At 63.4% G+C, this 26,613-nt stretch carries 11 protein-coding genes; 8 read left to right on the top strand and 3 right to left on the bottom strand.

Going from position 1 to position 26,613, the window contains the following annotated elements:
- Window positions 1-90: 90 nt before the first annotated feature.
- Genes fmdA through CWC48_RS28910 form a run of 5 tightly spaced genes read left to right on the top strand, consistent with a single transcriptional unit; the run spans window position 91 to window position 5,109 of the window.
- Window positions 91-1,320: a formamidase gene (gene fmdA, locus CWC48_RS28930; RefSeq protein WP_025855695.1), complete on the top strand. Its 1,230-nt coding sequence runs from the start codon at window positions 91-93 to the stop codon at window positions 1,318-1,320.
- Between the two features lie 2 nt (window positions 1,321-1,322).
- A complete protein-coding gene (locus CWC48_RS28925; protein ID WP_078047957.1) occupies window positions 1,323-1,670 on the top strand; it encodes an FmdB family zinc ribbon protein in 348 nt (115 codons plus the stop codon).
- Window positions 1,671-1,685: 15 nt separating this feature from the next.
- On the top strand, window positions 1,686-2,729 hold the full coding sequence (locus tag CWC48_RS28920) for an aliphatic amidase (protein WP_099492461.1): 1,044 nt from the start codon (window positions 1,686-1,688) through the stop codon (window positions 2,727-2,729).
- Window positions 2,730-2,732: 3 nt separating this feature from the next.
- A complete protein-coding gene (locus CWC48_RS28915) occupies window positions 2,733-3,716 on the top strand; it encodes an AAA family ATPase (RefSeq protein ID WP_100491011.1) in 984 nt (327 codons plus the stop codon).
- A 37-nt stretch (window positions 3,717-3,753) separates the two neighbouring features.
- A complete protein-coding gene (locus CWC48_RS28910; RefSeq protein ID WP_099492459.1) occupies window positions 3,754-5,109 on the top strand; it encodes an MATE family efflux transporter in 1,356 nt (451 codons plus the stop codon).
- Here CWC48_RS28910 and CWC48_RS28905 read toward each other — a convergent pair.
- Window positions 5,093-5,680 carry a TetR/AcrR family transcriptional regulator gene (locus CWC48_RS28905; protein WP_100491010.1) on the bottom strand — a complete coding sequence of 196 codons (588 nt, stop codon included), beginning with the start codon at window positions 5,678-5,680 and terminating at the stop codon, window positions 5,093-5,095. The genes CWC48_RS28910 and CWC48_RS28905 overlap by 17 nt on opposite strands.
- 141 nt (window positions 5,681-5,821) lie before the next feature.
- Here CWC48_RS28905 and CWC48_RS28900 point away from each other — a divergent pair, with 141 nt between their 5' ends.
- Window positions 5,822-6,994: an MFS transporter gene (locus tag CWC48_RS28900; protein WP_100491009.1), complete on the top strand. Its 1,173-nt coding sequence runs from the start codon at window positions 5,822-5,824 to the stop codon at window positions 6,992-6,994.
- On the opposite strand, the gene CWC48_RS28895 is transcribed toward CWC48_RS28900, so the two are convergent.
- Together CWC48_RS28895 and CWC48_RS28890 are read right to left on the bottom strand one after the other, a co-directional pair.
- The gene (locus tag CWC48_RS28895; protein WP_078047963.1) at window positions 6,995-7,360 is read right to left on the bottom strand and encodes a type II toxin-antitoxin system HicB family antitoxin; all 366 of its coding nucleotides are present in this window, start codon (window positions 7,358-7,360) and stop codon (window positions 6,995-6,997) included.
- Window positions 7,357-7,608 carry a type II toxin-antitoxin system HicA family toxin gene (locus CWC48_RS28890; RefSeq protein WP_100491008.1) on the bottom strand — a complete coding sequence of 84 codons (252 nt, stop codon included), beginning with the start codon at window positions 7,606-7,608 and terminating at the stop codon, window positions 7,357-7,359. The genes CWC48_RS28895 and CWC48_RS28890 overlap by 4 nt, the downstream gene beginning before the upstream one ends.
- Before the next feature lie 210 nt (window positions 7,609-7,818).
- Here CWC48_RS28890 and CWC48_RS28885 point away from each other — a divergent pair, with 210 nt between their 5' ends.
- Together CWC48_RS28885 and CWC48_RS28880 are read left to right on the top strand one after the other, a co-directional pair.
- Complete coding sequence (locus CWC48_RS28885; RefSeq protein ID WP_100491007.1) at window positions 7,819-18,819, top strand: non-ribosomal peptide synthetase; 11,001 nt, start codon at window positions 7,819-7,821, stop codon at window positions 18,817-18,819.
- A 3-nt stretch (window positions 18,820-18,822) separates the two neighbouring features.
- Entirely contained in the window at window positions 18,823-26,604 is a 7,782-nt protein-coding gene (locus tag CWC48_RS28880) for a non-ribosomal peptide synthetase (RefSeq protein ID WP_100491006.1), read from the top strand.
- The last annotated feature ends 9 nt before the right edge of the window (window positions 26,605-26,613 follow it).

Here is a 26,613-nt window from a genome sequence, read left to right as displayed (position 1 = left end):
CGTTCATACGTCATCCAACGTATTTCCCGTTTTCCCTGGCCGCCCGAGACTGGACCGCACGCACCCCGTCATCCGTCCAGGAGCCAGTCCATGACTGAAACGCTGATCAAAGTCGACCTCAACCAGCCTGTCACCGAGAACGAGCAGATCCATAACCGCTGGCACCCGGATATCCCGATGGCCTGTTGGGTCAAGCCGGGCGATGACTTCATCCTCGAGACCTACGACTGGACCGCCGGCGCGATCAAGAACAACGACGACGCCAGCGATGTACGCGATGTGGACCTGTCGACCGTGCATTACCTGTCGGGCCCGGTGGGGGTACACGGCGCCGAACCGGGGGACCTGCTGGTGGTGGACTTGCTGGACATCGGCGCCAAGGCCGACTCCCAGTGGGGCTTCAACGGGTTCTTTTCGCGGCAGAACGGCGGTGGCTTTCTCACCGATCACTTCCCCAGCGCACAAAAAGCCATCTGGGATTTCAAAGGCATGTTCACAAGTTCGCGGCACATTCCCGGGGTGAACTTTGCCGGGCTGATCCATCCCGGCCTGATTGGCTGCCTGCCCGACCCGGTGATGCTCGCCGACTGGAACCGTCGCGAACAGGAACTGATCGACACCAACCCCACCCGCGTTCCGCCCCTGGCCAACGCACCGCTGGCCGCCACCGCCCACATGGGCAAGCTCACCGGCCAGGCGCGTGACGATGCCGCGGCGACCGGCGCACGCACAGTGCCGCCGCGCGAGCATGGCGGTAACTGCGATATCAAGGACCTGTCCCGTGGGTCGAAGATCTTCTTCCCGGTCTACGTCAAGGGTGCCGGGCTGTCGGTAGGGGACCTGCACTTCAGCCAGGGTGACGGCGAAATCACCTTCTGCGGCGCCATCGAGATGGCCGGCTGGGTGCACATGAAGGTCGAGCTGATCAAGGGTGGCATGGCCAAGTACGGGATCAAGAACCCGGTATTCAAGCCGAGCCCGATCACGCCGAATTACAAAAACTACCTGATCTTCGAAGGCATCTCCGTGGACGAACAGGGCCAGCAGCACTATCTGGACGTCAACGTCGCCTACCGCCAGGCATGCCTGAATGCGATCAACTACCTGACCAAGTTCGGCTACTCGCCGGCCCAGGGCTATGCGCTGCTCGGCTCGGCACCAGTGCAAGGGCATATCAGCGGCGTGGTGGACATCCCGAATGCCTGCGCGACCTTGTGGCTGCCGACGGAAATCTTCGAGTTTGATATCAACCCCAACGCAAATGGCCCGACCCAGTTCCTCGATGGCAGCATCGACCTGCCCATCGCCCCGGACCTGTAGCCATGCCGACCTACGAATACGCCTGCGACACCTGCGGCACCTTCACGATGTTGCGCCCGATTGCCCAGCGCAACGAACCCAGCCAGTGCCCTTATTGCGAAGGGCCGGGTGGGCAGTTGCGGGTGTCGGCCCCGGCGCTGCAAACCTTGTCGGCCCACCAGCGCAAGGCCATCGCCGGTAACGAGCGCAGCGCCCATGCGCCGCAGACCGTTGGCGAATACCAGGACAGCCGCAAACACCCGGCCGGTTGCAGTTGCTGCGGTACGCGCAAGCAGGTCGAGCCCAGCAAGGCCAACCCCTTGGGGCTCAAGACCCGCACCGGCCCACGGCCGTGGATGATCAGTCACTAGAACAGGAGCGTTGCAATGCGCCATGGCGACATTTCCAGCAGCCCGGACACCGTCGGTGTAGCGGTGGTGAACTACAAGATGCCGCGCCTGCACAGCAAGGCCGAGGTCATCGACAACGCGAAGAAGATCGCCGAGATCATTGTCGGCATGAAACAAGGCCTGCCCGGCATGGACCTGGTGGTGTTCCCGGAATACAGCACCATGGGCATCCTGTATGACCACGACGAAATGATGGCGACCGCCGCAAGCATTCCCGGCGAAGAAACCGCGATTTTCTCGGCGGCCTGCCGCCAGGCGGATACCTGGGGTGTGTTCTCCCTGACCGGCGAGCGCCACGAAGAACATCCGCACAAGGCGCCCTATAACACGCTGGTGCTGATCAATAATCTTGGCGAGATCGTGCAGCGCTATCGCAAGTGCATTCCCTGGTGCCCCATCGAGGGTTGGTATCCGGGGGACCGCACCTACGTGTGCGACGGGCCCAAGGGCATGAAAATCAGCCTGATCATCTGCGACGACGGCAACTACCCGGAGATCTGGCGCGACTGCGCGATGAAGGGCGCTGAGTTGATCGTGCGTTGCCAGGGCTACATGTACCCAGCCAAGGAGCAGCAGGTGCAGATGTCCAAGAGCATGGCCTGGGCCAATAACTGCTATGTGGCGGTGGCCAATGCGGCCGGGTTCGACGGCGTGTATTCGTACTTCGGCCACTCGGCGATCATCGGCTTTGACGGGCGCACCCTGGGTGAGTGTGGCGAGGAGGAGATGGGCATCCAGTACGCGCAGTTGTCGGTGTCGCAGATCCGCGATGCGCGGGCCAATGACCAGTCGCAGAACCATCTGTTCAAGCTGCTGCACCGGGGCTACACCGGCATGCACGCCTCGGGGGATGGCGACAAGGGCGTGGCGGATTGTCCGTTCGAGTTCTACCGCACCTGGGTCCTGGATGCACAGAAAGCCCAGGAAAACGTCGAGAAGATCACCCGCAGCACGGTCGGCGTCGCGGAGTGCCCGGTGGGGCAATTGCCCCATGGTGGTCAAGCAAAGACGGCGGGGTAGGGCATGCGCTTTACCTTTGATCCCGCCCAGGTCATGGCCTTGTTGCGCAGCCGGATCGTCGGCCAGGACGCGGCGTTGGCCCAGGTGGAAGGCCTGCTCAAGGTGGTCAAGGCCGATATCGGCGAACGTGACCGCCCGCTGAGCGTCAACCTCTTCATGGGCCCGACCGGGGTCGGCAAGACCGAAATCGTGCGCCTGCTGGCCCAGGCGCTGCACGGTCGCGCCGATGGTTTCTGCCGCATCGACATGCACACCCTGGCCCAGGAGCATTACGCCGCCGCGCTGACCGGTGCGCCGCCCGGGTATGTGGGCAGCAAGGAGGGCATCAGCCTGTTTAACAGCGAGTTGATCCAGGGCACCTATAGCCGGCCGGGGATCGTGCTGTTCGATGAATTGGAAAAAGCCAGCCAGGAAGTGGTGCGCAGCCTCTTGGGCATTCTGGAAAACGGTCAACTGACCTTGGCCGGTGGCACGCGTACGCTGGACTTTCGCAACAGCCTGATCTTCATGACCAGCAATGTCGGCGCGCAACAGGCGCGCCGGCATCGCCTGCGGTTTGCCCAGGGCTGGCGGCGGCTGCTGCGCGTGTTTGTGCGGGGCGAGGCGCAGGTGCTGGAGGAGGCGCTGCATGGGCACTTCGAACCGGAGTTTCTCAACCGCATCGATCGCATCCTGATGTTCGAGCCTATCGACGCGCGGTGGCTGGAAGCACTGCTGGAGGTGGAACTTGCCAAGCTCAACCAGCGCCTGGCGGCGCATCAACGTTCATTGGTGCTGGATGAGCAGGCGCGCGCCTGGCTGTGTCGTCAACACGACGCGCGATTCGGCGCGAGGGCTCTGACCAGACGCTTGCGCGTCGAACTGGAACCGGCGATTGCCGAATGCCTGTTGCAAGGTCATGCCCGGCACCTGAGTGCGACGGTGCGCGACGCTTGTCTGGTGGTTGAACCCGAAAGCACAGGAAGATGGGATCCACTTCCGGTATAACCCTCGGACGCTTTAGTTTTCCGAGGCCCCGTTTTTCATGCAAAGCCCCTTGCAACGACCGCTGTGGCAGATCTACCTGATCTTTCTCGCACCCATGGTGCTGTCCAACTTCCTGCAAAGTTTTTCCGGCACGCTCAACGGCATCTATGTCGGGCAGATGCTCGGCACCCAGGCGCTGGCGGCGGTGTCGGGCATGTTTCCCATCGTGTTTTTCTTCATTGCCCTGGTGATCGGCCTGGGGGCGGGCGCCTCGGTGCTGATCGGCCAGGCCTGGGGCGCGCAGGAAACGGGGATGGTCAAGGTGATTACCGGTGCGACCCTGACCCTCGGCGCACTGGTCGGCCTGATTGCCGCAGTGTTGGGCAGCCTGTTTGCGCGTCCGGCGTTGCAGGCGTTGGGCACGCCGGTGGACGTACTCGATGATGCGGTCGGCTATGCCCAGAAGATGATGCTGATCATGCCGTTGCTGCTGGTGTTCATCCTCTACACCCAGTTGCTGCGCGGCGTCAGCGATACGATCTCACCGTTGCTGGCATTGATGGTCTCGACCCTGGTCGGCCTGCTGCTGACCCCGGCGCTGATTCGCGGCTGGGTCGGCTTGCCTCCCATGGGTATCCAGAGTGCGGTGTATGCAGGGTTGGTGGGCAACGCGTCGGCCATGCTGTTTTTGATCTTGCGCCTTCGGCATAAAAACCATGTGATGGCGCCGGACCGTGAACTGCTCGCGGCCTTGCGCCTGGACCCCGTGATTCTCGGCAAAGTCCTGCGCATCGGCTTGCCTACCGGCTTGCAGATGGTGGTGCTGTCGCTGTCGGAATTGGTCATCCTCGCCCTGGTCAACGGCCATGGCTCCCAGGCCACGGCGGCCTATGGCGCAGTGACGCAGATCGTCAACTACGTGCAGTTCCCGGCGCTGTCGATTGCCATCACCGCCTCGATCCTCGGCGCCCAGGCGATTGGCGCCGGGCGTCTGGAGCGCATCGGCCCGATCCTGCGCACCGGCCTGCTGATCAATACCTGCCTGACCGGTGGCCTGATTGTGCTGGGTTATGTCCTGTCCCACTGGCTGCTCGGCCTGTTCATCACCGATGACGCGGCACGGGTCAATGCCGAACACCTGTTGCACATCATGTTGTGGAGCATTTTGGTCTTCGGCTTCCAGGCCGTGATCGGCGGGATCATGCGCGCCAGCGGCGTGGTGCTGATGCCGGTGATCATCTCGATCTTCTGCGTGCTGTGCGTCGAGCTGCCGATGGCGTACCTGCTCAACGCCCACTTCGGCCTGGAAGGGGTGTGGATGGCCTTTCCGGTGACCTACCTGGCCATGCTGCTATTGCAGACGGCGTATTACCGTTTGGTGTGGCGTCACAAGCAGATCAAGCGGTTGGTGTAAGGCTCAGGCCACGCAACAACAGCTCCAGGCCTTGCAAGCCTTGCTCCAACCGCTCGTCCGGGTGCTCTTCCCGGGCGATCCACAGGGCGGTATTGACCAGGCTGCCGTTGATCAATTGCGCCAGGGCGGCGCTCGGGGCGGGGTGAATGACACCGGCCTGCATCAGGGCTTCCAACCGATGCTGCATCGACTCGACACAATGGTGCTGGGAGCCGGTATCGCCCAATACGGCCGGCGCATCCTGCAGCACAATGCGCTGGATTTCCCCGTCCTGGGCCATGCGCAAATAAGCGCGGCAACGTTCGCAAAAGCCGCTCCAAGGGTCTGCCGCTTCATCTGAAATGCGCTGCAAACGGCTGTCCATCTCACTGTCGAGCTGGGCAACCACGGCGGCTAACAGCCCTTTCTTGTCACCAAAGTGGTGATACAACGCTCCGCGCGTCAGGCCGGCGCGGGCGGTAAAATCGTCCATCGATGTGTTCGCATAACCTTGGGTGGCGAAGGCCTGGCGAGCGCTGGCGATCAGCCGGGCGCGGGTGTCTTCGATCATTTCGGCACGGGCTCGGCTCATGGTAAAGCTCACAATGGGCAAGTGTAAGATTGACATACGTCGCGTATGTTAAGCATGATTTGTCACATACGCACCGTATGTATTTTGCCTTGATGCTTGCAGATAGCAAGCTCCCGGGCGTTCTGGAAGAGGTCAAGCAGGATGGCAAACCCCTACGCCGAGTTGTTCCAGGCCCCCGGTGCCCGGGCCTTTGTACTGGCGGGCATGCTGGCGCGCATGCCCGTGTCGATGACCGGGATTGGCCTGATCACCATGCTGGCGCAGGTGCACGGCGGCTACGGCCTGGCGGGCTCGGTAGCGGCGGTGTTTGCCCTGGCCACGGCGATTTGCGCGCCGCAGGTTTCACGCCTGGTGGACCGCTACAGCCAGGGCCGGGTACTGCCGATTGCCGCGCTGATCGGCGGCGGGGCGTTGTTGATGTTGCTGCTGTGTACCCGCTTGCAGGCGCCGAATTGGACGCTGTTTCTGTTCGCGGCCCTGGCCGGTTGCATGCCCAACATGTCGGCCATGGTGCGGGCGCGCTGGACCGAGGTCTACCGAGGCCAGCCCAAGCTGCAGACCGCCTTTGCGCTGGAATCGGTGCTGGACGAGGTGTGCTTTATCATCGGCCCGCCGATCTCGGTGGGGCTGAGCGTGGTGCTGTTCCCGGAAGCGGGGCCCTTGGTGGCGGCGCTGTTGCTGGCGGTGGGCGTCACCACCTTTGTACTGCAGCGCGCGACCGAGCCTCCTGTCCATGCACATCTGGACCATCACGGCCGCTGGCTGATCGCTTCACCCCCGGTGCTGATCCTGATGATCCTGCTGCTGGCCATGGGCGTGATCGTCGGAGTGGTGGACGTGGTCAGCGTCGCCTTTGCCCAGCACCAGGGCCAGCCGGCGGCGGCGAGCATCGTGCTGTCGGTGTATGCCATCGGCTCGTGCCTGGCGGGGCTGGCGTTCGGCACGCTCAAGCTCAAGGCGCCGCTGCCCCGGCAGTTCCTGTACTGCGGCGTGGCTACGGCGCTGACTACCTTGCCGCTGCTGCTGGTGAGCAATATTCCCGGGCTGGCGGTGGCGATCTTTATCTCCGGGCTGTTCTTCGCCCCCACGCTGATCGTGTCCATGGCCCTGGTGGAGCAGATCGTGCCCGCCAGTCGCCTGACCGAAGGCATGACCTGGCTGATCACCGGCCTCAGCATCGGCGTGGCGATCGGCGCCGCGAGTTCCGGTTGGATGATCGACCACTTCGGCGCCACCAGCGGGTTCTACGTGGCGTTGGCGGCGGGGGCGGTGGTGCTGGGGGCGGCAGTGTTGGGTTATCGGCGGTTGGGGTGATCAGCTAACCGCAGGGCACGGGTCGTTGCCATGATGTTGTAAAAACTCATTCAAGGCCTGGCGTGTCAGGTCATTGAGGGTCACTTTTTTGCGGGTCGCCGCCAGGGCTGCCGCCAAGTGCAAGTCATGGCCGACGCGTACGTTGAATGAACCCTTGCAGGGTTTTTCCGGTGTTTGCCCCAGGGCCTGGCAGGTGGCGAGGTAGTCGTCCACCGCCTCCCGGAACGCGCCGTCCAGCTCGGCGACGGTTTTTCCTTCGTAGCTCACCAGCGCCTTGATGAACAGAATCTTGCCGAACAGGCAGTTGTCTTCGAGGCTGGCTTCGATAGAGCCGATGTAGCCTTTGTGTTGCAGTTGATTGTTCACTGAATCAGTTCTCCTGATTTCAATTGCTCGATGATCTGGCGCCGAATGTAGTGTTTCAGTTCGTTGCCCGGGTGAGGCTTGTGCAAGGTAATCATTGCACTGGGGTCACCGATGTCGAATTTGACGCGGCTTCCAGCCCCTTCAATCTGTGTGTAGCCCAGCCGGCGCAGCAGTGTCACGAGTTCGGGCCAGGTAAATACCGTGTGCTCGTTGAGCAGTTTGGCGAGCAGCTTTTCATTTTTGGACACGGCGTTCCCTGCGTGTAACTAAATGTAGTTGCAAAAAGTGGTGTTCGTCAATGCTAGCTCGTCTTTCGCTGGGCTTGCTGAGATTGATGTAACCCTTGATGACACCTCGCGCCGTACCTCCCATGCCCTCGCTAATTTTTCCCTCTGCGGTTCGTTTTATAGGGACGACGTGCCTTTGTGCTTCCCGCCTATTGCTCCGGACTCCAAGAAATGAATGCTGAAGACTCCTTGAAACTTGCTCGCCGGTTTATCGGGTTGCCCCTGGAAAAACGCCAATTGTTCCTGCAGGCCTTGCAGAAAGAAGGGGTGGATTTTTCCCGGTTTCCGATTCCGGCAGGGGTGGAAGCGGAGGATCGCCAGGCGCTGTCCTATGCACAGCAGCGCATGTGGTTTCTATGGCAGTTGGACCCGGCCAGTGGGGCCTATAACTTGCCCGGCGCCGTACGGCTCAAGGGCGAGCTGAACCTTGGTGCGCTGGAGCAGGCGTTTGCCAGCCTGGTTGCACGCCACGAAACCCTGCGCACGGTGTTCCAGCGCCAGGCGGATGAGCGCCTGTTGCAGGTGGCCGCAGACACGTCGTTGACTATCGAGCAACTCGACCTGAGCCATCTGGCCCCCGCCGAGCGTGAACAGGCCGTCAACCAAGCCGCGACTCGTCAATCGCTGCTGCCGTTCGACCTGGAAAATGGCCCATTGCTGCGCGTGCAACTGCTCAAGCTCGACGCCCGGGAGCACGTGCTGCTACTGACCCTGCACCATATCGTCTCCGACGGCTGGTCGATGAATGTGCTGATCGACGAATTCATCCGTTGCTACGACGCCCATGAGCGCAACCAGGCCCCGCAATTGCCGGCACTGCCGATCCAGTACAGCGACTACGCGCTGTGGCAGCGTCGCTGGCTGGAAGCCGGGGAGCAGGCACGTCAGCTGGAATACTGGCAGGCGCGCCTGGGTGATGAGCACCCGGTGCTGGAGCTGCCCACCGACCGCCCGCGCCCGGCCATGCCGAGCTACCAAGGCACGCGACACACCTTCGCGATCGATCCGCAGTTGGCCGCGCAACTGCGTACCTGCGCGCAAAAGCACAACGTTACCTTGTTCATGCTGTTGCTCGGCGCCTTCAATGTGCTGCTGCATCGCTACACCGGGCAGGGCGATATCCGCGTCGGCGTGCCGATCGCCAACCGCAACCGCACCGAAGTTGAAGGGCTGATCGGTTTTTTCGTCAACACCCAGGTGCTGCGCACCGAGCTGACCGGGCAAACCCGTATCACTGAGCTGCTGCAAGGCATCAAGGAGCACGCGCTGGGTGCCCAGGCTCATCAGGAATTGCCCTTCGAACGCCTGGTGGAAGCCCTCAAGATCGAGCGCAGCCTCAGCCATACACCGCTGTTCCAAGTCATGTACAACCACCAGCCGGTGGTGGCCGACATTGCCAGCGTCAGCACTGACTCCGGCCTGGAGCTGGCGCTGGTGGAATGGCAAGGCCGCACGACTCAGTTCGACCTGACCCTCGACACCTATGAAAAATCCGGCACCCTGCACGCTGCGCTGACCTACGCCAATGACCTGTTCGACGCGCCGACCATCGCGCGCATGGCCCTGCACTGGATACGCCTGTTGCAGGCCATGGTCGGCGAAGGCGAGCAGCGCATTGGCGAGTTACCGATGCTGGCTGCGGATGAGCAGCACGTGCTGGTCCACGCCTGGAACCAGACCGCCGAGGCGTACCCGAGCGCACGCGGCATTCACCACCTGATCGAAGACCAGGTGCAGGCCACCCCGCATGCGCCGGCGCTGGTGTTCGGTGCGACCACGCTGACCTACGCCCAACTGGACGCGCGCGCCAACCAACTGGCCCATGCCTTGCGCGAACAGGGCGTTGGCCCGGATGTGTTGGTGGGGATCTGCGTCGAGCGTTCCGTCGAGATGGTGGTCGGCCTGTTGGCCATTCTCAAGGCGGGCGGCGCCTACGTGCCGTTGGACCCCGAGTACCCCCAGGAACGCTTGGCCTACATGATCGAAGACAGTGGCATCGGGTTGCTGCTCAGCCAGCAGCGCCTGCTGCCATCGCTGCCCGCCGCCAGTGCCCGAGTGATTGCCCTGGACCAGCCTGCACTGTGGCTCGACGGCTACAGCAGCGAATCGCCCGCCGTGGCGGTGCATGCACTGAATCTCGCCTACGTGATCTACACCTCCGGCTCCACCGGTAAGCCCAAGGGCGCCGGTAACAGTCATCGCGCGTTGGTCAACCGCCTGTGCTGGATGCAACAGGCCTACGGCCTGGACGCCAGCGATGCGGTGCTGCAGAAAACCCCGTTCAGCTTTGACGTTTCGGTGTGGGAGTTCTTCTGGCCGCTGATGACCGGTGCACGCCTGGTGGTGGCGGCACCGGGTGAACACCGCGAACCCGCGCGCCTGATCGACACCATCGGGCGGCACGGCATCACCACCTTGCACTTCGTGCCGTCGATGCTCCAGGCGTTTATCCATGAGCCGAGTGTGCAGGCCTGCGGCAGTCTGCAGCGTATCGTCTGCAGCGGCGAAGCCTTGCCGCTGGATGCGCAGTTGCAGGTGTTCGCCAAGTTGCCACAGGCCGGACTGTTCAACCTCTACGGCCCCACCGAAGCGGCCATCGACGTGACCCACTGGACCTGCGTCGACGACGGTGGCGACAGCGTGCCCATCGGCCGGCCCATCGCCAACCTCGGCACCTACGTGCTCGACGCCCAGCTCAACCCGGTGCCCGCGGGCGTCAGTGGCGAGCTGTACCTGGGCGGCACCGGCCTGGCCCGCAGTTACCATCGGCGCCCGGCACTCACCGCCGAGCGTTTTGTGCCAAGCCCCTTCCGTGACGGCGCGCGCCTGTATCGCACGGGCGACCGCGTGCGCCAGCGTGCCGACGGCGTGATCGAATACCTGGGGCGCCTCGATCACCAGGTCAAGCTGCGCGGCCTGCGTATCGAACTGGGCGAGATCGAGACGCGCCTGATGCAACACCCCTCGGTGCGCGAAGCCGTGGTGCTGGTGCAAGGCGGCAAGCAACTGGTGGCCTACCTGGTGCTGGAAGACCAGGCGCCGACCGACCTCAAGGCCTGGCTGCTCAGCAGCCTGCCGGAATACATGGTGCCGACCCATATGGTGCCCCTGGCCAAGCTGCCGGTGACCGCCAACGGCAAGCTCGACCGCAAGGCCCTGCCATTGCCGGATGCTGCGCCACAGCAGGCCTATGCCGCACCGGAAAACGATGTGCAGAAAGCCGTGGCGGCGATCTGGAGCGACGTGCTGGGTGTGGAGCAGGTCGGCCTGGACGACAACTTTTTCGAGCTGGGTGGTGATTCGATCATCTCCATTCAAGTGGTCAGCCGTGCGCGCCAGGCAGGCATTCGTCTCAGCCCACGGGACCTGTTCCAGTACCAGAGCGTGCGCAGCCTGGCGTTGGTGGCGAGCTTCGAACAGGCAACGGTCATCGACCAGGGGCCGGTCACCGGCGAGGTGAGCCTCACGCCCGTGCAACACCGCTTTTTCGAGCAGGCGATCCCGGCGCGTCAGCACTGGAACCAGTCGCTGTTGCTGGCCCCGCGTGAAACCCTCGACCCCGTGCGCCTTGAGGTCGCCCTGACCCGGTTGATCAACCACCACGACGCCCTGCGCCTGCGCTTTGTGCAAGAGGCCGGCGCTTGGCAGCAGGCTCATGGCGAGCCGGTGGCCAGCGCTTCGTTGTGGCAGTCCCAGGTCGCCGACGAGGCTGGGCTGGCGGCACTCTGCGACGAGGCCCAACGCAGCCTCGATCTTGAACAAGGCCCGCTGCTGCGTGCGGTCCTGGCCGGCATGGCCGATGGCACCCAGCGCCTGCTGTTGGTGGTGCATCACTTGGCAGTGGACGGCGTGTCGTGGCGCATCCTGCTCGAAGACCTGCAACAGGCCTACCGCAACGCCGCGTTGCCGGCCAAGACCAGCGCCTACCAAGCGTGGGCGCAGCAGTTGCAGGCCCACGCGCAAACGCTGGGTGAGCAACTGCCGTACTGGCAGGCCCAGACGGCGAGCGCCGATCTGCCCTGCGACAACCCCCAGGGCGGCCTGCAGAACCGCCTGGGCAGCAAACTCGAAATCCGCCTGAGCACCGAACACACCCGTCAACTGCTTCAAGACGCCCCGGCGGCCTACCGCACCCAGGTCAACGACCTGCTGCTGACCGCGCTGGCGCGGGTTATCAGCCGCTGGAGCGAGCAGCCCGCCGCGCTGATCCAGCTGGAAGGCCATGGCCGCGAAGACCTGTTCGACACGGTCGACCTGAGCCGCACCGTCGGCTGGTTCACCAGCCTGTTCCCGGTGCGCCTGCACGCCGAGGGCGAACTGTCGGCCGCGATCAAGTCGGTGAAGGAGCAACTGCGCGCCGTGCCGAACAAAGGCATTGGCTACGGCCTGTTGCGTTACCTCGGCACGCCTGACACCCGTGAAGCGTTGTCGACCCTGGCCGCGCCGCGCATCACCTTCAACTACCTGGGCCAGTTCGACCGCCAGTTCAACGAGTCGGCACTGTTTGTTCCAGCCACCCAGGGCAGTGGGCAGGCCCAGGACCCCCAGGCGCCGCTGGCCAACTGGCTGACGGTGGAAGGGCAGGTGTATGGCGGTGAGCTGGCGCTGCAATGGGGCTTCAGCCGCGAGATGTTCGAGGTGGCGACGGTCCAGCGCCTGGCGGATGATTTCCAGCAGGAACTGCTGGCGCTGATCGCACATTGCGTCGACCCGACACAGGGAGGCCTGACACCGGCCGACGTGACCTTGGCGCAACTGACCCAATCCCAGCTGGACGACCTGGCACTGCCCGCGCGGGAGGTACAAGACCTGTATCCGCTGTCGCCGATGCAACAGGGCATGCTGTTCCACAGCCTCTACCAGCAGGACGAGGATGACATCTACGTCAGCCAACTGCGCGCCGATGTACAGGGTTTGGACGTGGCGGTTTTCCAGCGCGCCTGGGAGCAGGTGCTGGCACGGCATGACATGCTGCGCACAGGGTTTGTCTGGCAGGACGACCAGGGCCAGGCCCTGCAAGTAGTGCATCGCCAGGTCAGCTTGCCGTTCTCTGAATACGACTGGCGCGAGCGTCAGGACCTTGCCGCTGCCCTCGACAGCCTCGCCGCCGAGCACCACCGTGAGGGCTTCGAGCTGGCGCGTCCGCCGTTGCTACGGGTGGCGCTGGTACGTATCGGGGAAGACCGCTGGCACTTGATCTATACCAGTCATCACATCCTGATGGATGGCTGGAGCAACGCCCTGGTCCTCAATGAAGTACTGCAGGCTTGCAAAGGCCAGGCGCTGCCGCCGGTGGGCGCGGCGTTTTCCCAGCATATCGCGTGGCTGCAACAGCAGGACCCTGCGGTGGGCGAAGCGTTCTGGCGCCAGTGCCTGGGGCAATTGGATGAACCCACGCACCTGGCGCGCAGTGTCGCCAAGCGTACAGGGCACAGTGGTGCTGAATACGGTGAACTCCTTTACGAGCTGGATGCGGTTCAGACGCAGCGCCTGAGCGATTTCGCGCGTGCCCATCAAGTGACGCTCAATACCCTGGTGCAATCGGCGTGGCTGTTGCTGCTGCAGCGCTACACTGGCCAGTCCAGCGTCGCCTGTGGGGTGACGGTGTCCGGGCGCCCGGCAGAGCTGGCGAATGTCGAGCAGCAAGTCGGCCTGTTCATCAACACTTTGCCGCTGATTGCCACCCCCAGCCCGGCGCAAAGCGTCAGCGCCTGGGTGCAAAGCGTACAGGCACTGAACCTGGAAATGCGCGAACACGAACACACGCCGCTGTTTGATATCCAGCGCTGGGCCGGTTCAGCCGGTGAGGCGTTATTTGACACGCTGGTGGTGTTCGAAAACTTCCCGGTGGCCAAGAGCCTGGAGCAGTCGGGGGAGGGCGGCCTGCGTTTCAGTGGGGTCAGCCATCAAGAACGCACCAACTACCCGTTGACCCTTACCGTACACGGCGGCGAACAACTGAGCCTGCACCTGGAATACCTGCAAGCGGATTTCGCCGCTGACACCGTGCAGCACATCGGCGCCTACCTGCAGGGCTTGCTGCAGCAATTTATCAATGCGCCTGGGCAAGCCGTGGGCGCCGTCCCGTTGCTACTGGACCATGAATACACCCGCATGCTGCAAGACTGGAACCCCAAGGGTGTCACTCGACCCGCCCAGGCCAGCGTACTGCAGCGCTTCGAACAACAAGCGGCGTTGCACCCGGAAAACATCGCACTGATCCTGGATCAGCAGCGCATGACCTACGCCGAGCTCAATGTGCGCGCCAATCGCCTGGCCCATCGCCTGATCGAGTTGGGTGTCAGCGCCGATACCCTTGTGGGCGTTGCGGTGGACCGCTCCCTGGAGATGATCGTCGGCTTGCTGGCCGTACTCAAGGCCGGCGGCGCTTACGTGCCACTGGACCCGAAATACCCCGCCGAACGCCTTCACTGCATGATCGAGGACAGCGGCCTGCAATTGCTGCTGACCCAGCAGCCGTTGGTGGAGCATTTGCCGATCAACGCAAGCCTGACCCTTGTCTGCCTGGAAACCGACGCCGGCTGGTTGGCCGATTACAGCGCCGAAAACCCCGTGTCGAGGGCGCAGCCGGGCAACCTGGCCTACGTCATGTTCACCTCCGGCTCGACCGGCAGGCCAAAAGGCGTGGGCATCGACCTGGCGTCACTGGCGCGGCATGTGGAAGTGTTCACCGAACTGTTTGCGCTGCACGCCCATGATCGAGTGTTGCAATTCGGCACGTTCAACTTCGATGGTTTTGTCGAACAGCTCTACCCGGCGCTGTGCTGCGGTGCGGCGGTGGTGGTACGCGGCGGCGAACTGTGGGACAGCGACACCTTCTACCAGCAACTGCTTGAGCACGACATCTCCGTGGTCGACCTGACCACGGCCTATTGGCTGTCGCTGGTGCGTGATTTTGCAGACCTGGGCCCGCGTGGCTACGGGCGCTTGCGCCAACTGCACATCGGCGGTGAAGCCATGCCGCCGGAAGGCCTCAGTGCCTGGCGCGCAGTGGGTTTGCAGCATGTGCGCCTGCTCAACACCTATGGGCCCACCGAGGCTACGGTGACTGCCACCGCCCTGGACTGCGCCGCCTATGTCGATGGTCGTGAAGCCTTGCCGTCGATGATGCCGATTGGCCGAGTGCTGGACGGTCGTGCCATCTACCTGCTGGATGCCCACCTCAACCCGGTGCCGGTAGGCGTCGCGGGCGAATTGGTGATCGGCGGGCCGTTGCTGGCGCGAGGGTACTTCAATCGTCCGGACCTGACGGCCCATCGCTTCATTCCCGACCCGTTCTGCCGCGACGGTGTCGGCCGCCTGTACCGCACCGGTGACCTGGCACGTTATCGCGCCGATGGGATGATCGAGTACGTGGGGCGGATCGACCACCAGGTTAAGGTGCGTGGTTTCCGCATCGAACTGAGCGAAATCGAAGCGCGCCTGTTGGCCCAGGCGAGTGTGCGCGAGGCGTTGGTGATCGCCGCGGACAACCAGTTGGTCGGCTACATCGTGGCCAGCCAGGCGCTGTCCGACACCCAGCAGACCGAGTTGCGCGCGGCGCTCAAGGCCGCATTGCGCGAAGAGCTGCCGGACTACATGGTGCCAGCGCATGTGCTCCTGCTGGAGCGCCTGCCCCTGAGCCCCAACGGCAAGCTGGACCGTGCCGCGCTGCCCAAGCCGGATCTCAGCCAACCCCTGGCCGATTGGATTGCACCGGTCACCGAGACGCAACAACGCGTCGCGGCTATCTGGGCCCAGGTGTTGGGCGCCGAGCGGGTCGGGCTCAACGATCACTTCTTCGAAATGGGCGGGCATTCGTTGCTTGCCACACAGGTGGTGTCCCGAGTGCGTCATGGGCTGGGTATCGAAGTGTCGCTCAGGACGCTGTTTGAACAACCCACACTTGGAGATTTTGTCAGCAGTCTGGCCGACGTCAGCACTTCGGCGCCGGCGATGGTGGCGGCGAATCGCGATCAGCCGCTGTTGCTGTCCTATGCCCAGGAACGCCAGTGGTTCCTCTGGCAGTTGGACCCGCACAGTTCGGCCTATCACGTGCCCAGTGCGCTGCGCTTGAAAGGCCCGCTGGACCGTTCCGCCCTGCAACGTGCCTTCGATACCCTGGTGGCGCGCCACGACAGCCTGCGCACGCACTTGCAGCAAGAGGCAGACCGTACGGTGCAAGTGGTCAGCCCACAGGCGCGGATCGAACTGGCGTCGGAATTCACCGACGACGTGCAGCTCAAATCCAGGGTAGAAGCGCTGGTGGCCCAACCGTTCGATTTGCGCCAGGGGCCGCTGATGCGTGTGAATCTCCTGCGACTGGCGGAAGACGAGCATGTGCTGGTGCTGGTGCAACATCACATCATCTCCGACGGTTGGTCCATGCAAGTGATGGTCGACGAACTGGTACAGCTCTACGCCGCCTATAGCCAGGGCCAGCCTCTGCAATTGCCGGCCATGCCGATCCAGTACGCCGACTATGCCCAGTGGCAGCGCGCGTGGATGGAGGCGGGGGAGAAGGCCCGTCAACTTGACTACTGGCGTGAACTGCTTGGCGGCGAGCAACCGGTACTGGAGTTGCCTTTCGATCAACAGCGCCCGGCGGTGCCGACCCATCGCGGTGCGCGGTTGAATATTGCGCTGCCGACGCCACTGATCGATAGCCTCAAGGTACTGGCCCAGCGCGAAGGGGTGACGCTGTTCATGCTGTTGCTGGCCTCCTACCAGGCGTTGTTGCATCGCTACAGCGGCCAGCAGGATATCCGCGTGGGCGTGCCGATCGCCAACCGTAACCGGGTCGAGACCGAGCGGCTGATCGGCTTCTTCGTCAACACCCAGGTGCTCAAGGCCGAGATCGACGGGCATACCACCGTCCGCCAGTTGCTGGCCCAGGTCAAACAGCGCGCGCTCGAAGCCCAAGCCCATCAAGACCTGCCATTCGAGCAATTGGTCGAAGCGCTGCAACCTGAACGCAGCCTGAGCTTGAGCCCGTTGTTCCAGGTGGCGTTCAACCATCACATCAGCCTGTCCGGCCAGCATTTACAGCGCCTGGCACAGCTGGACATGAGCCCGGTGAGCTGGGATGAAACGGCCGCGCATTTCGACCTGACGCTGGATATCGAGGAGTCCCAGAGCCAACTCGGCGCCTCCCTGAGCTACGCCACCGACTTGTTCGCCCCGGCGACCATCGAACGCATGGCCGGCCACTGGCAAAACCTGTTGCAGGCAATGGTTGCCGACCAACAGCAACCCATCAGCCAACTCAACCTGCTGGGCCAGGATGAGCAACAGCACATCCTGCAGTTGTGGAACCAGACCGACGCCGGCTTCTCGGCTACCCGACTTGTTCACGAACTGGTCGGCGACCGCGCCCGCGAAACCCCCGATGCCGTGGCAGTGAAATTCGACGCGCAAACCCTGACTTACGGCGAACTGGACCGCCAGGCCAACCGCCTGGCCCATGCGCTGATCGCCCGTGGCGTCGGCCCGGAAGTACGCGTGGCCATCGCCATGCCGCGCAGCGCCGAAATCATGGTGGCGTTCCTCGCGGTGATGAAGGCCGGTGGCGTGTATGTGCCGCTGGATATCGAATACCCGCGTGATCGCCTGCTGTACATGATGCAGGACAGCCGTGCGAAGTTGCTGCTGACCCACACCAGTGCCTTGCAGCAACTGCCGATTCCCGACGGCCTCGATAGCCTGGCGATTGATCGCACCGAGGAATGGGCCGATCACAGTGACACGGTTCCGCAAATCGAATTGGACGGCGATAACCTCGCCTACGTGATCTACACCTCTGGCTCGACGGGCATGCCCAAGGGTGTCGCCGTTGCTCACGGACCACTGGTAGCCCATATCATCGCCACCGGCGAGCGTTATGAAACCTCGCCTGCCGACTGCGAACTGCACTTCATGTCTTTCGCCTTCGACGGCTCCCACGAAGGCTGGATGCACCCGTTGATCAATGGCGCGAGCGTGTTGATTCGTGATGACAGCCTGTGGCTGCCGGAATACACCTACCAGCAAATGCATCGCCATAACGTCACCATGGCAGTGTTCCCGCCGGTGTACCTGCAACAGTTGGCCGAGCATGCCGAGCGTGACGGCAACCCGCCGAAGGTGCGTGTGTACTGCTTTGGCGGTGATGCCGTCGCCCAGGCTAGTTACGACTTGGCCTGGCGCGCACTCAAGCCGACCTACCTGTTCAACGGCTACGGCCCGACGGAAACCGTGGTCACGCCACTGCTGTGGAAAGCGCGCAAGGGCGACCCGTGCGGCGCCGTCTATGCACCGATTGGCACACTGCTGGGCAACCGCAGCGGCTACGTATTAGACGCGCAACTCAACCTGCAACCCATCGGCGTAGCCGGCGAGCTGTACCTGGGCGGCGAAGGCGTGGCCCGTGGGTATCTTGAGCGCCCAGCACTGACTGCCGAACGCTTCGTGCCGAACCCATTCGGCAAACCGGGTAGTCGCGTGTACCGCAGCGGCGACCTGACCCGTGGCCGCCCGAATGGTGTGGTGGACTACCTCGGCCGTGTCGACCATCAGGTGAAAATCCGCGGTTTCCGTATCGAGCTGGGCGAAATCGAAGCGCGCTTGCGTGAGCAGGACAACGTCGGTGAAACCGTGGTGGTCGCCCAAGACGGCCCGACCGGCAAGCAGCTGGTGGCCTATGTGGTGCCGGCAGAGGCCAACCTGGCCGACCAGGCCGAGTTCCGCGACAGCCTGCGCCGCGCCCTGAAAACCCGCCTGCCGGATTACATGGTGCCGACGCATTTCATGTTCCTGGCGCAGATGCCGCTGACCCCCAACGGCAAACTCGACCGCAAGGGCTTGCCCGAGCCGGACGCCAGCCTGTTGCAACAGGCCTATGTGGCCCCTGAAACCGAGCTGGAACAGCAGGTCGCCGCGATCTGGGCTGACGTGCTGCGCCTGCCGCAAGTGGGCCTCAACGACAACTTCTTTGAAGTGGGTGGCCATTCCCTGCTGGCGATCCAGATCACCTCGCGGGTCCAGGCCGAACTGGGCCTGGAGGTGCCACTGGTGGAAGTGTTCCAGACCGAAACGCTGCGCGCCTATGTCCAGGCCGCCGCCACTTTCCGCGCCGGCAGCGCGGAAGATTTTGATGATCTTCGTGACTTTTTGAGCGAACTAGAGGCGATTTGAACCATGCTTTCCAACCCTAATATCGATCTGGTTTCGCGCTTTCTTCGCCTGCCTCTGGAACAGCGCCAGCAGTTTTACCAGCGCCTGCAAAGCCGGGGCATGAGCTTCGCCCAGCTACCGATTGCCTCGATCCGCGAGGACGGCCAGAAGCTGCCGCTGTCCTACGCCCAGGAGCGCCAGTGGTTTCTCTGGCAGTTGGACCCGGACAGCGACGCCTATCACGTCCCCGGCGCCTTGCGCCTGAGCGGCCAGTTGGACAAGGCCGCCCTGCAACGCAGCTTCGACACCCTGGTGGCACGCCATGAAAGCCTGCGTACGCGCCTGCACCTGGACGCCGATGAGCGTGCCCAAGAGGTGCTGGGCCACAGCGTGATCGAGATCGCCGAAAGCGCGGTCGACGAAGCACACCTCAAGGCCCGCGTCGAAGCTGAAATCGCCCGCCCCTTCGACTTGCAGCAAGGCCCGTTGTTGCGGGTCAGCTTGCTCGCAGTGAATGCAGAAGAACACGTGCTGGTACTGGTGCAGCACCATATCGTCTCCGATGGTTGGTCGATGGGCGTGATGGTGCAGGAGCTGATGCAACTCTACGCTGCCTACAGTCAGGGCCAGGATTGTGCCTTGGCGCCGCTGCCGATCCAGTACGCCGACTATGCGCTGTGGCAACGCAGCTGGATGGAAGCGGGGGAGAAGGCCCGTCAACTGGCGTACTGGCGCGAACTGCTCAGCGGCGCGCAGCCGGTGCTGGAGTTGCCCTTAGACCGGCCGCGCCCGGCGCAACAAAGCTTTCGCGGCGCGCGCCAGGACATCGCGCTGGAGCCGGCACTGGTTGCGGGGTTGAAAGCCCTGGCCCAGCGTGAAGGCGTGACGATGTTCATGCTGCTGCTGGCCTCGTTCCAGGCTTTTCTTTATCGCTACAGCGGCCAGCCGGACATCCGCGTCGGCGTGCCAATTGCCAACCGCAACCGCGTCGAGACCGAGTCGCTGATTGGTTTCTTCGTCAATACTCAAGTGCTCAAGGCCGACCTCGACGGCCAGATGAGCTTCGCCCAGTTGCTGCAACACACCAAGCGCCGTGCGCTGGAGGCCCAGGCCCATCAGGACTTGCCCTTCGAGCAACTGGTGGAAGCGCTGCAACCGGAACGCAGCCTGAGCCACAACCCACTGTTCCAGGTGATGTTCAATCATCAGGCCAGCACTCAAGCAGCCGCGCACGCGCTGCCGGGCTTGCGCGTGGCCAACCTCGAATGGGACACCCGCAGCGCCCAGTTCGACCTGAGCCTGGACACCCAGGAGAGCGGCGACGCGATCTGGGCCTCCCTGACTTACGCCACCGACCTGTTCAATGCCGCCACCGTGGCGCGCATGGCCGAGCACTGGCTGAGCCTGTTGCGCGCTGCCGTGGCGAACACCGCGTTGCCTTTGCAGGACCTGGCGACACTCAACGCCCATGAGCGCGAGCAGATTCTCTCTGAGTGGAACGCCACCGAGCGTGACTACCCACAAGGGCAGTGGGTGCATCAGTGGTTCGAGGCCCAGTCGCTGGCACAACCGGATGCGCCGGCGTTGCGCTTCAACGAGGCGACCCTGACCTATGCCGAGCTCAATAGCCGCGCCAACCGTCTTGCCCATCGCCTGATCGAAGCCGGGGTAGGCCCGGACGTGCTGGTGGGCCTGGCGCTGGAGCGTTCCGTCGAGATGGTCGTGGGCCTGCTGGCGGTGCTCAAGGCCGGGGGTGCCTACGTGCCGTTGGACCCGGAATACCCGCGTGAGCGCTTGGCCTACATGCTCGACGACAGTGGCGTGAAACTGCTGCTGACCCAGGCGCATTTGCGTGAACAGTTGCCGATCCCGGATGGCCTGGACAGCCTGGTGCTGGGCGAGTCGGCCTTTGAGGCCTACAGCGACGCCAACCCTGGCATCGCGCTGGACGGCGAAAACCTTGCCTACGTGATCTACACCTCCGGCTCCACCGGCCAGCCGAAGGGAGCGGGCAACCGCCACTCGGCGTTGCTGAACCGTCTGCAATGGATGCAGGAAGCCTATGGACTGGGCGTCGGCGACACCGTGCTGCAGAAGACGCCGTTCAGCTTCGACGTGTCGGTGTGGGAGTTCTTCTGGCCGCTGATGACTGGCTCACGCCTGGTGGTTGCGGCGCCGGGCGATCACCGGGATCCGGCCAAGTTGATCAAGCTGATCAATACAGAACAGGTCACCACGCTGCACTTTGTGCCGTCGATGTTACAGGCGTTCCTGCAGGATCCGGCGGTGTCGAGCTGCCAAAGCCTGCAACGTATTGTCTGCAGCGGCGAAGCCCTGCCGGTGGACGCCCAGCAGCAGGTCTTCGCCAAGCTGCCCCGGGCCGGGCTCTACAACCTGTACGGCCCGACCGAAGCCGCCATCGACGTGACCCACTGGACCTGCATCGACGAAAGCCGCGACGCGGTGCCGATCGGCCGTCCGATTGCCAACCTCGGGTGCTACATCCTCGACAGCAACTTCGAGCCGGTGCCGGTCGGCGTGCTGGGCGAGTTGTACCTGGGCGGCGTTGGCCTAGCCCGTGGTTATCACCGCCGTCCTTCCCTGACGGCCGAACGTTTTATCGCGCATCCGTTTGTCGGAGGCGAACGCCTGTACCGCACCGGCGACCTGGCGCGCTACCGCGACAACGGCGTGATCGAATACGCCGGGCGTATCGACCATCAGGTCAAATTGCGTGGCCTGCGCATCGAATTGGGTGAAATCGAGGCGCGTCTGCTGGAGCACGACTGGGTCCGCGAGGCCGCCGTGCTGGCGGTTGACGGCAAGTACCTGGTGGGCTACCTGGTGCTGCACAACGCCGGTGATGACTGGCGCGATGTGCTGAGTGCCCACTTGGGCCAACACCTGCCGGATTACATGGTGCCGGCCCAGTGGATGCTGCTGGACCAAATGCCGCTGAGCCCCAACGGCAAGCTGGACCGCAAGGCCCTGCCCAAGCCCGAAGCCACCCACCACTACGAAGCGCCGCAGAGTGGGCTGGAGCAGCAGATCGCCGCAATCTGGGCCGAGGTGCTGGGCGTCGAGCAAGTGGGTTTGAACGACAACTTCTTCGAGCGTGGCGGTGATTCGATCATCTCCATTCAAGTGGTCAGCCGCGCCCGTGCCGCCGGTATCCATTTCACTGCTAAGGCATTGTTCCAGCACCAGACGGTGCGCAGCCTGGCCCGCGTGGCGCAGTTGCAGACGGCGCAGGTGATCGACCAGGGCCCGGTGCAGGGTGAGACGCCGTTGCTGCCGTTCCAGCAATTGTTCTTCGACATGGACCTGCCGGACCGTCACCACTGGAACCAGTCCTTACTGCTGACACCACACCAGCCTCTGCTGGCCGAGCCATTGGAAGCTGCGCTGCAAGCGCTCACCCTGCACCACGACGTGCTGCGCCTGAGTTTCAGCCAGCAAGCCGAAGGCTGGACTGCGCGGCATGATGCGCAACCTGCAACGCTGCTATGGCAGGCCAGTGTGCAGGACGCCGCCGAACTGCACGCCCTGTGCGAACGCGCCCAGCGCAGCCTCGATCTGCAACAAGGCCCATTGTTGCGTGCGGTACTCGCAGAAATGGCTGACGGCTCCCAGCGCCTGCTGTTGATCATGCACCACCTGGTGGTGGACGGTGTCTCCTGGCGGGTATTCCTCGAGGACCTGCAAAGCCTGTATCGCCAGCAGAAATTGCCGGCCAAAACGTCTTCGTTCAAGGCCTGGGCCGAGCGTTTGCAGGCGCATGCCCGCAGCGAATCGATCGAGCCGGAAAAAGCCTTCTGGCTGCAACAGCTGCAAGGCGTGCCTGCCGATTTGCCCTGCCGTGATCCGCAAGGCGCACGTCCCGGCCGTCTGGCCCAGACGGTGGTCAGCCAACTGGACGCCGAACACACCCGGCAATTGCTGCAACAGGCGCCCACGGCGTATCGCACCCAGATCAACGACCTGCTGCTGACCGCCTTGGCACGCGTCATCTGCCAATGGACCGGGCAAGCCTCCAGCCTGATCCAGCTGGAAGGCCATGGCCGCGAGGACCTGTTCGACGACATCGACCTGACCCGCACCCTCGGCTGGTTCACCAGCCTGTTCCCGGTGCGCCTGACCCCAGCCGAATCCCTGGCCGTCTCGATCAAACAGGTCAAGGAACAACTGCGCGCCGTGCCCGACAAAGGCCTGGGTTTTGGCGCACTGCGCTACCTTGGCGACGACGCCACGCGCCAGGCGTTCAGCGCGCTGCCGGTGCCGCGTATTACCTTCAACTACCTAGGCCAGTTCGACGGCAGCTTTGACCAGCCGGACGGCCTGTTCATACCAGCTTCGGAAAACGCTGGCGCCGAACAGAGCCCGGATGCGCCACTGGGCAACTGGTTGACCCTCAACGGCCAGGTGTACGGCGGCGAACTGCAAATGGGTTGGACCTTCAGCCCACTGATGTTCGACGCGCCGCAGATCGAAGCCTTGAGCCAGGCCTTCACCCGCGAACTGACCGCATTGGTTGAACACTGCTGCACGCCTGGCAACAACGGCGTGACGGCGTCCGACTTCCCGTTGTCGCGCCTGAACCAGCAGCAGTTGGAATCCTTGCCGTTGGCCGCCGATGCCGTTGAAGACATCTACACCCTGTCGCCGATGCAGCAGGGCATGTTGTTCCACACCCTGTATGAACAGACTGCCGGCGACTACATCAACCAGATCCGCGTGACGGCCGATGGCCTGGACGTGGCGCGGTTCCAGCAAGCTTGGGATGCCACGGTGCAAGCCCACGATGTACTGCGTAGCGGGTTCTTTTGGGAGGGCCAGCTCGAATGGCCGTGCCAAGTGGTCTACCGCGAGGCTCGGTTGCCGATCGAACACCTCGATTGGCGCGCCATGCCGGAGCGCGAACTGGAATTGCAGAACCTTCAGGAGGCCCAGCGCCGCCAGGGCTTCAATCTGGCCAAGGCGCCCCTGGTGCGCCTGGTACTGGTGCGCACCGATGAGCAACGCCATGAACTGATCTACACCAGCCATCACATCTTGATGGATGGGTGGAGCAATTCGCGGCTGTTCGGCGAAGTGCTGCAACGTTATGCCGGTGTCGCAGTGCCTGAAGCGGCCGGGCGTTATCGCGACTACATCGGCTGGCTGCAGCAGCGTGATGCCGCAGCGACTGAAACCTTCTGGCGCGAACAACTGAGCGTTCTGCAAGCACCCACGCGCCTGGGCAGCAGCCAGCCGACGTCGGCGGACGGGCATGGCGAGCATCAGCTCAGCCTGGATCGCGCACTGACTGAACGGCTTGAAGCCTTCGCGCGCAATCACAAGGTCACGCTCAACACCCTGATCCAGGCGGCGTGGCTGGTCCTGTTGCAGCGCCATAGCGGGCAGTCGGTGGTGTCCTTCGGTGCCACCGTGGCCGGGCGCCCGGCAGAGTTGGCGGGGGTGGAGCAGCAGATCGGGCTGTTCATCAACACCCTGCCGGTGATCTGCGCGGTGGACGCCCAGCAGACCGTGGCCGACTGGCTGCAAGCGGTGCAGGCGCAGAACCTGGCGTTGCGTGAGCATGAACACACCGGGCTGTACGATATCCAGCGCTGGGCCGGGCAGGGCGGTGAAGCCTTGTTCGACAACATCCTGGTGTTTGAAAACTATCCGGTGTCCAAGGCCCTGGAGCAGGGCGGTGGCAGTGGCATCCGTTTCGGCCTGCCGGATTCTCGCGAACAAACCAACTTCCCGCTGACGGTGTTGGTGGATGTCGGTGACACGCTGTCGGTGCAATTCAGCTTTGCGCGTGCGCATTTCAACGCAGTCACAGTGCAAACCTATGGCCGCCATCTGGTCAACCTGCTGCAAGCCATGCTCGACGGCGATCAACAACGCCTGGGCGACCTGACAATGCTGGAGGTGGCGGAACGTCAACAAGTGGTCGTTGACTGGAACGCCACGGCGCAGGACTACCCGTTACAGCACTGTGTGCATCAACTGATTGAACAACAGGTGGCGCGCACGCCAGACGCTGCGGCGCTGGTGTTTGCCGAGCAGCACTTGAGCTATGACGAGCTGAACCGGCGTGCCAATCGCCTGGCTCATCGATTGATCGAGGCCGGTGTGGGCCCGGACGTGCTGGTGGGCCTGGCGGTAGAGCGTTCGATTGAAATGGTGGTAGGCCTGCTTGCGGTGCTCAAGGCCGGTGGCGCCTATGTGCCGCTGGACCCGGAATACCCGCGTGATCGCTTGGCGTACATGCTCGACGACAGCGGCGTGAAACTGCTGCTGACCCAGGCGCATCTGCTTGAGCAACTGCCGATTCCGCAAGGCTTGAATAGCCTGGTGCTGGGTGAAGCCACGTTCGAAGGCTACAGCGACGCCAATCCTGAAATCGCGGTGCACGGCGAAAATCTCGCCTACGTGATCTACACCTCAGGCTCCACCGGCCAACCCAAAGGCGCCGGCAACCGTCATTCGGCCCTGGCCAACCGCCTGCACTGGATGCAGGAGGCTTATGGCCTGGATGTCAGCGATACCGTGTTGCAAAAGACCCCGTTCAGCTTCGACGTATCGGTGTGGGAGTTCTTCTGGCCGCTGATGACTGGCTCACGCCTGGTGGTTGCGGCGCCGGGCGATCACCGGGATCCGGCCAAGTTGATCAAGCTGATCAATACAGAACAGGTCACCACGCTGCACTTTGTGCCGTCGATGTTGCAGGCCTTCCTGCAAGACCCGACGGTTGCCACCTGTCACACCCTGCACCGCATCGTGTGCAGCGGCGAGGCCTTGCCGGTGGATGCCCAGCAGCAGGTCTTCGCCAAGCTGCCCCAGGCCGGGCTCTACAACCTCTACGGCCCGACCGAAGCCGCCATCGACGTGACCCACTGGACCTGTGTCGATGAAGGCCGCGATGCAGTGCCGATTGGTCGCCCGATTGCCAACCTCGGGTGCTACATCCTCGACAGCAACTTCGAGCCGGTGCCGGTCGGCGTGCTGGGCGAGTTGTACCTGGGCGGCATTGGCCTGGCGCGGGGTTACCATCGTCGTCCGGCACTGACTGCCGAGCGTTTTGTTGCCCACCCGTTCGTCAAGGGCGAGCGCCTGTACCGAACGGGCGACTTGGCGCGTTACCGCGAAGACGGTGTGATCGAGTACGCCGGGCGTATCGACCATCAGGTCAAGCTGCGCGGCCTGCGCATCGAGTTGGGCGAAATCGAAGCGCGCCTGCTGGAACACGACTGGGTGCGTGAGGCCGCCGTACTGGCGGTGGATGGCAAGTTCCTGGTGGGCTACCTGGTGCTGCAAAACGCCGATGACGACTGGCGCGATGTGCTAAGCGCTCATCTGGCGCAACAGCTGCCGGACTACATGGTCCCGGCCCAGTGGATGGTGTTGGAGCAGATGCCCCTGAGCCCCAACGGCAAGCTGGACCGCAAAGCCCTGCCGAAAGCCGACGCCAGCCTGCAAGCCCGGGAGTACGTCGCCCCGAACAGCGAACTGGAGCAACAGATTGCCGCGATCTGGGCCGAAGTGCTGGACGTGGAGCGGGTGGGCCTGCACGACAACTTCTTCGAGCTGGGCGGGCATTCCCTGCTGGCAACCCAGGTGGTGGTGCGCCTGCGCGAGCAGTTGCACGCCGAATTCGACGTCAAATCGATTTTCACCACGCCGACCCTGGCCGAGTTCAGTGCCCATGTCGCCGCCCAGCAGACAAATAATTCGCCGGTGCAGGACGCATTGGCTAAATCCTTGGAGGCCCTCAAACGTCTATCAGCAGAAGATTTGGATAAATTGATTTCCTGAGGGGCGTGG

The sequence above is a fragment of the Pseudomonas sp. S10E 269 genome (assembly GCF_002798465.1).
GTDB lineage: Bacteria > Pseudomonadota > Gammaproteobacteria > Pseudomonadales > Pseudomonadaceae > Aquipseudomonas > Aquipseudomonas pergaminensis.
This window is presented reverse-complemented; position numbering and strand designations above follow the sequence as displayed.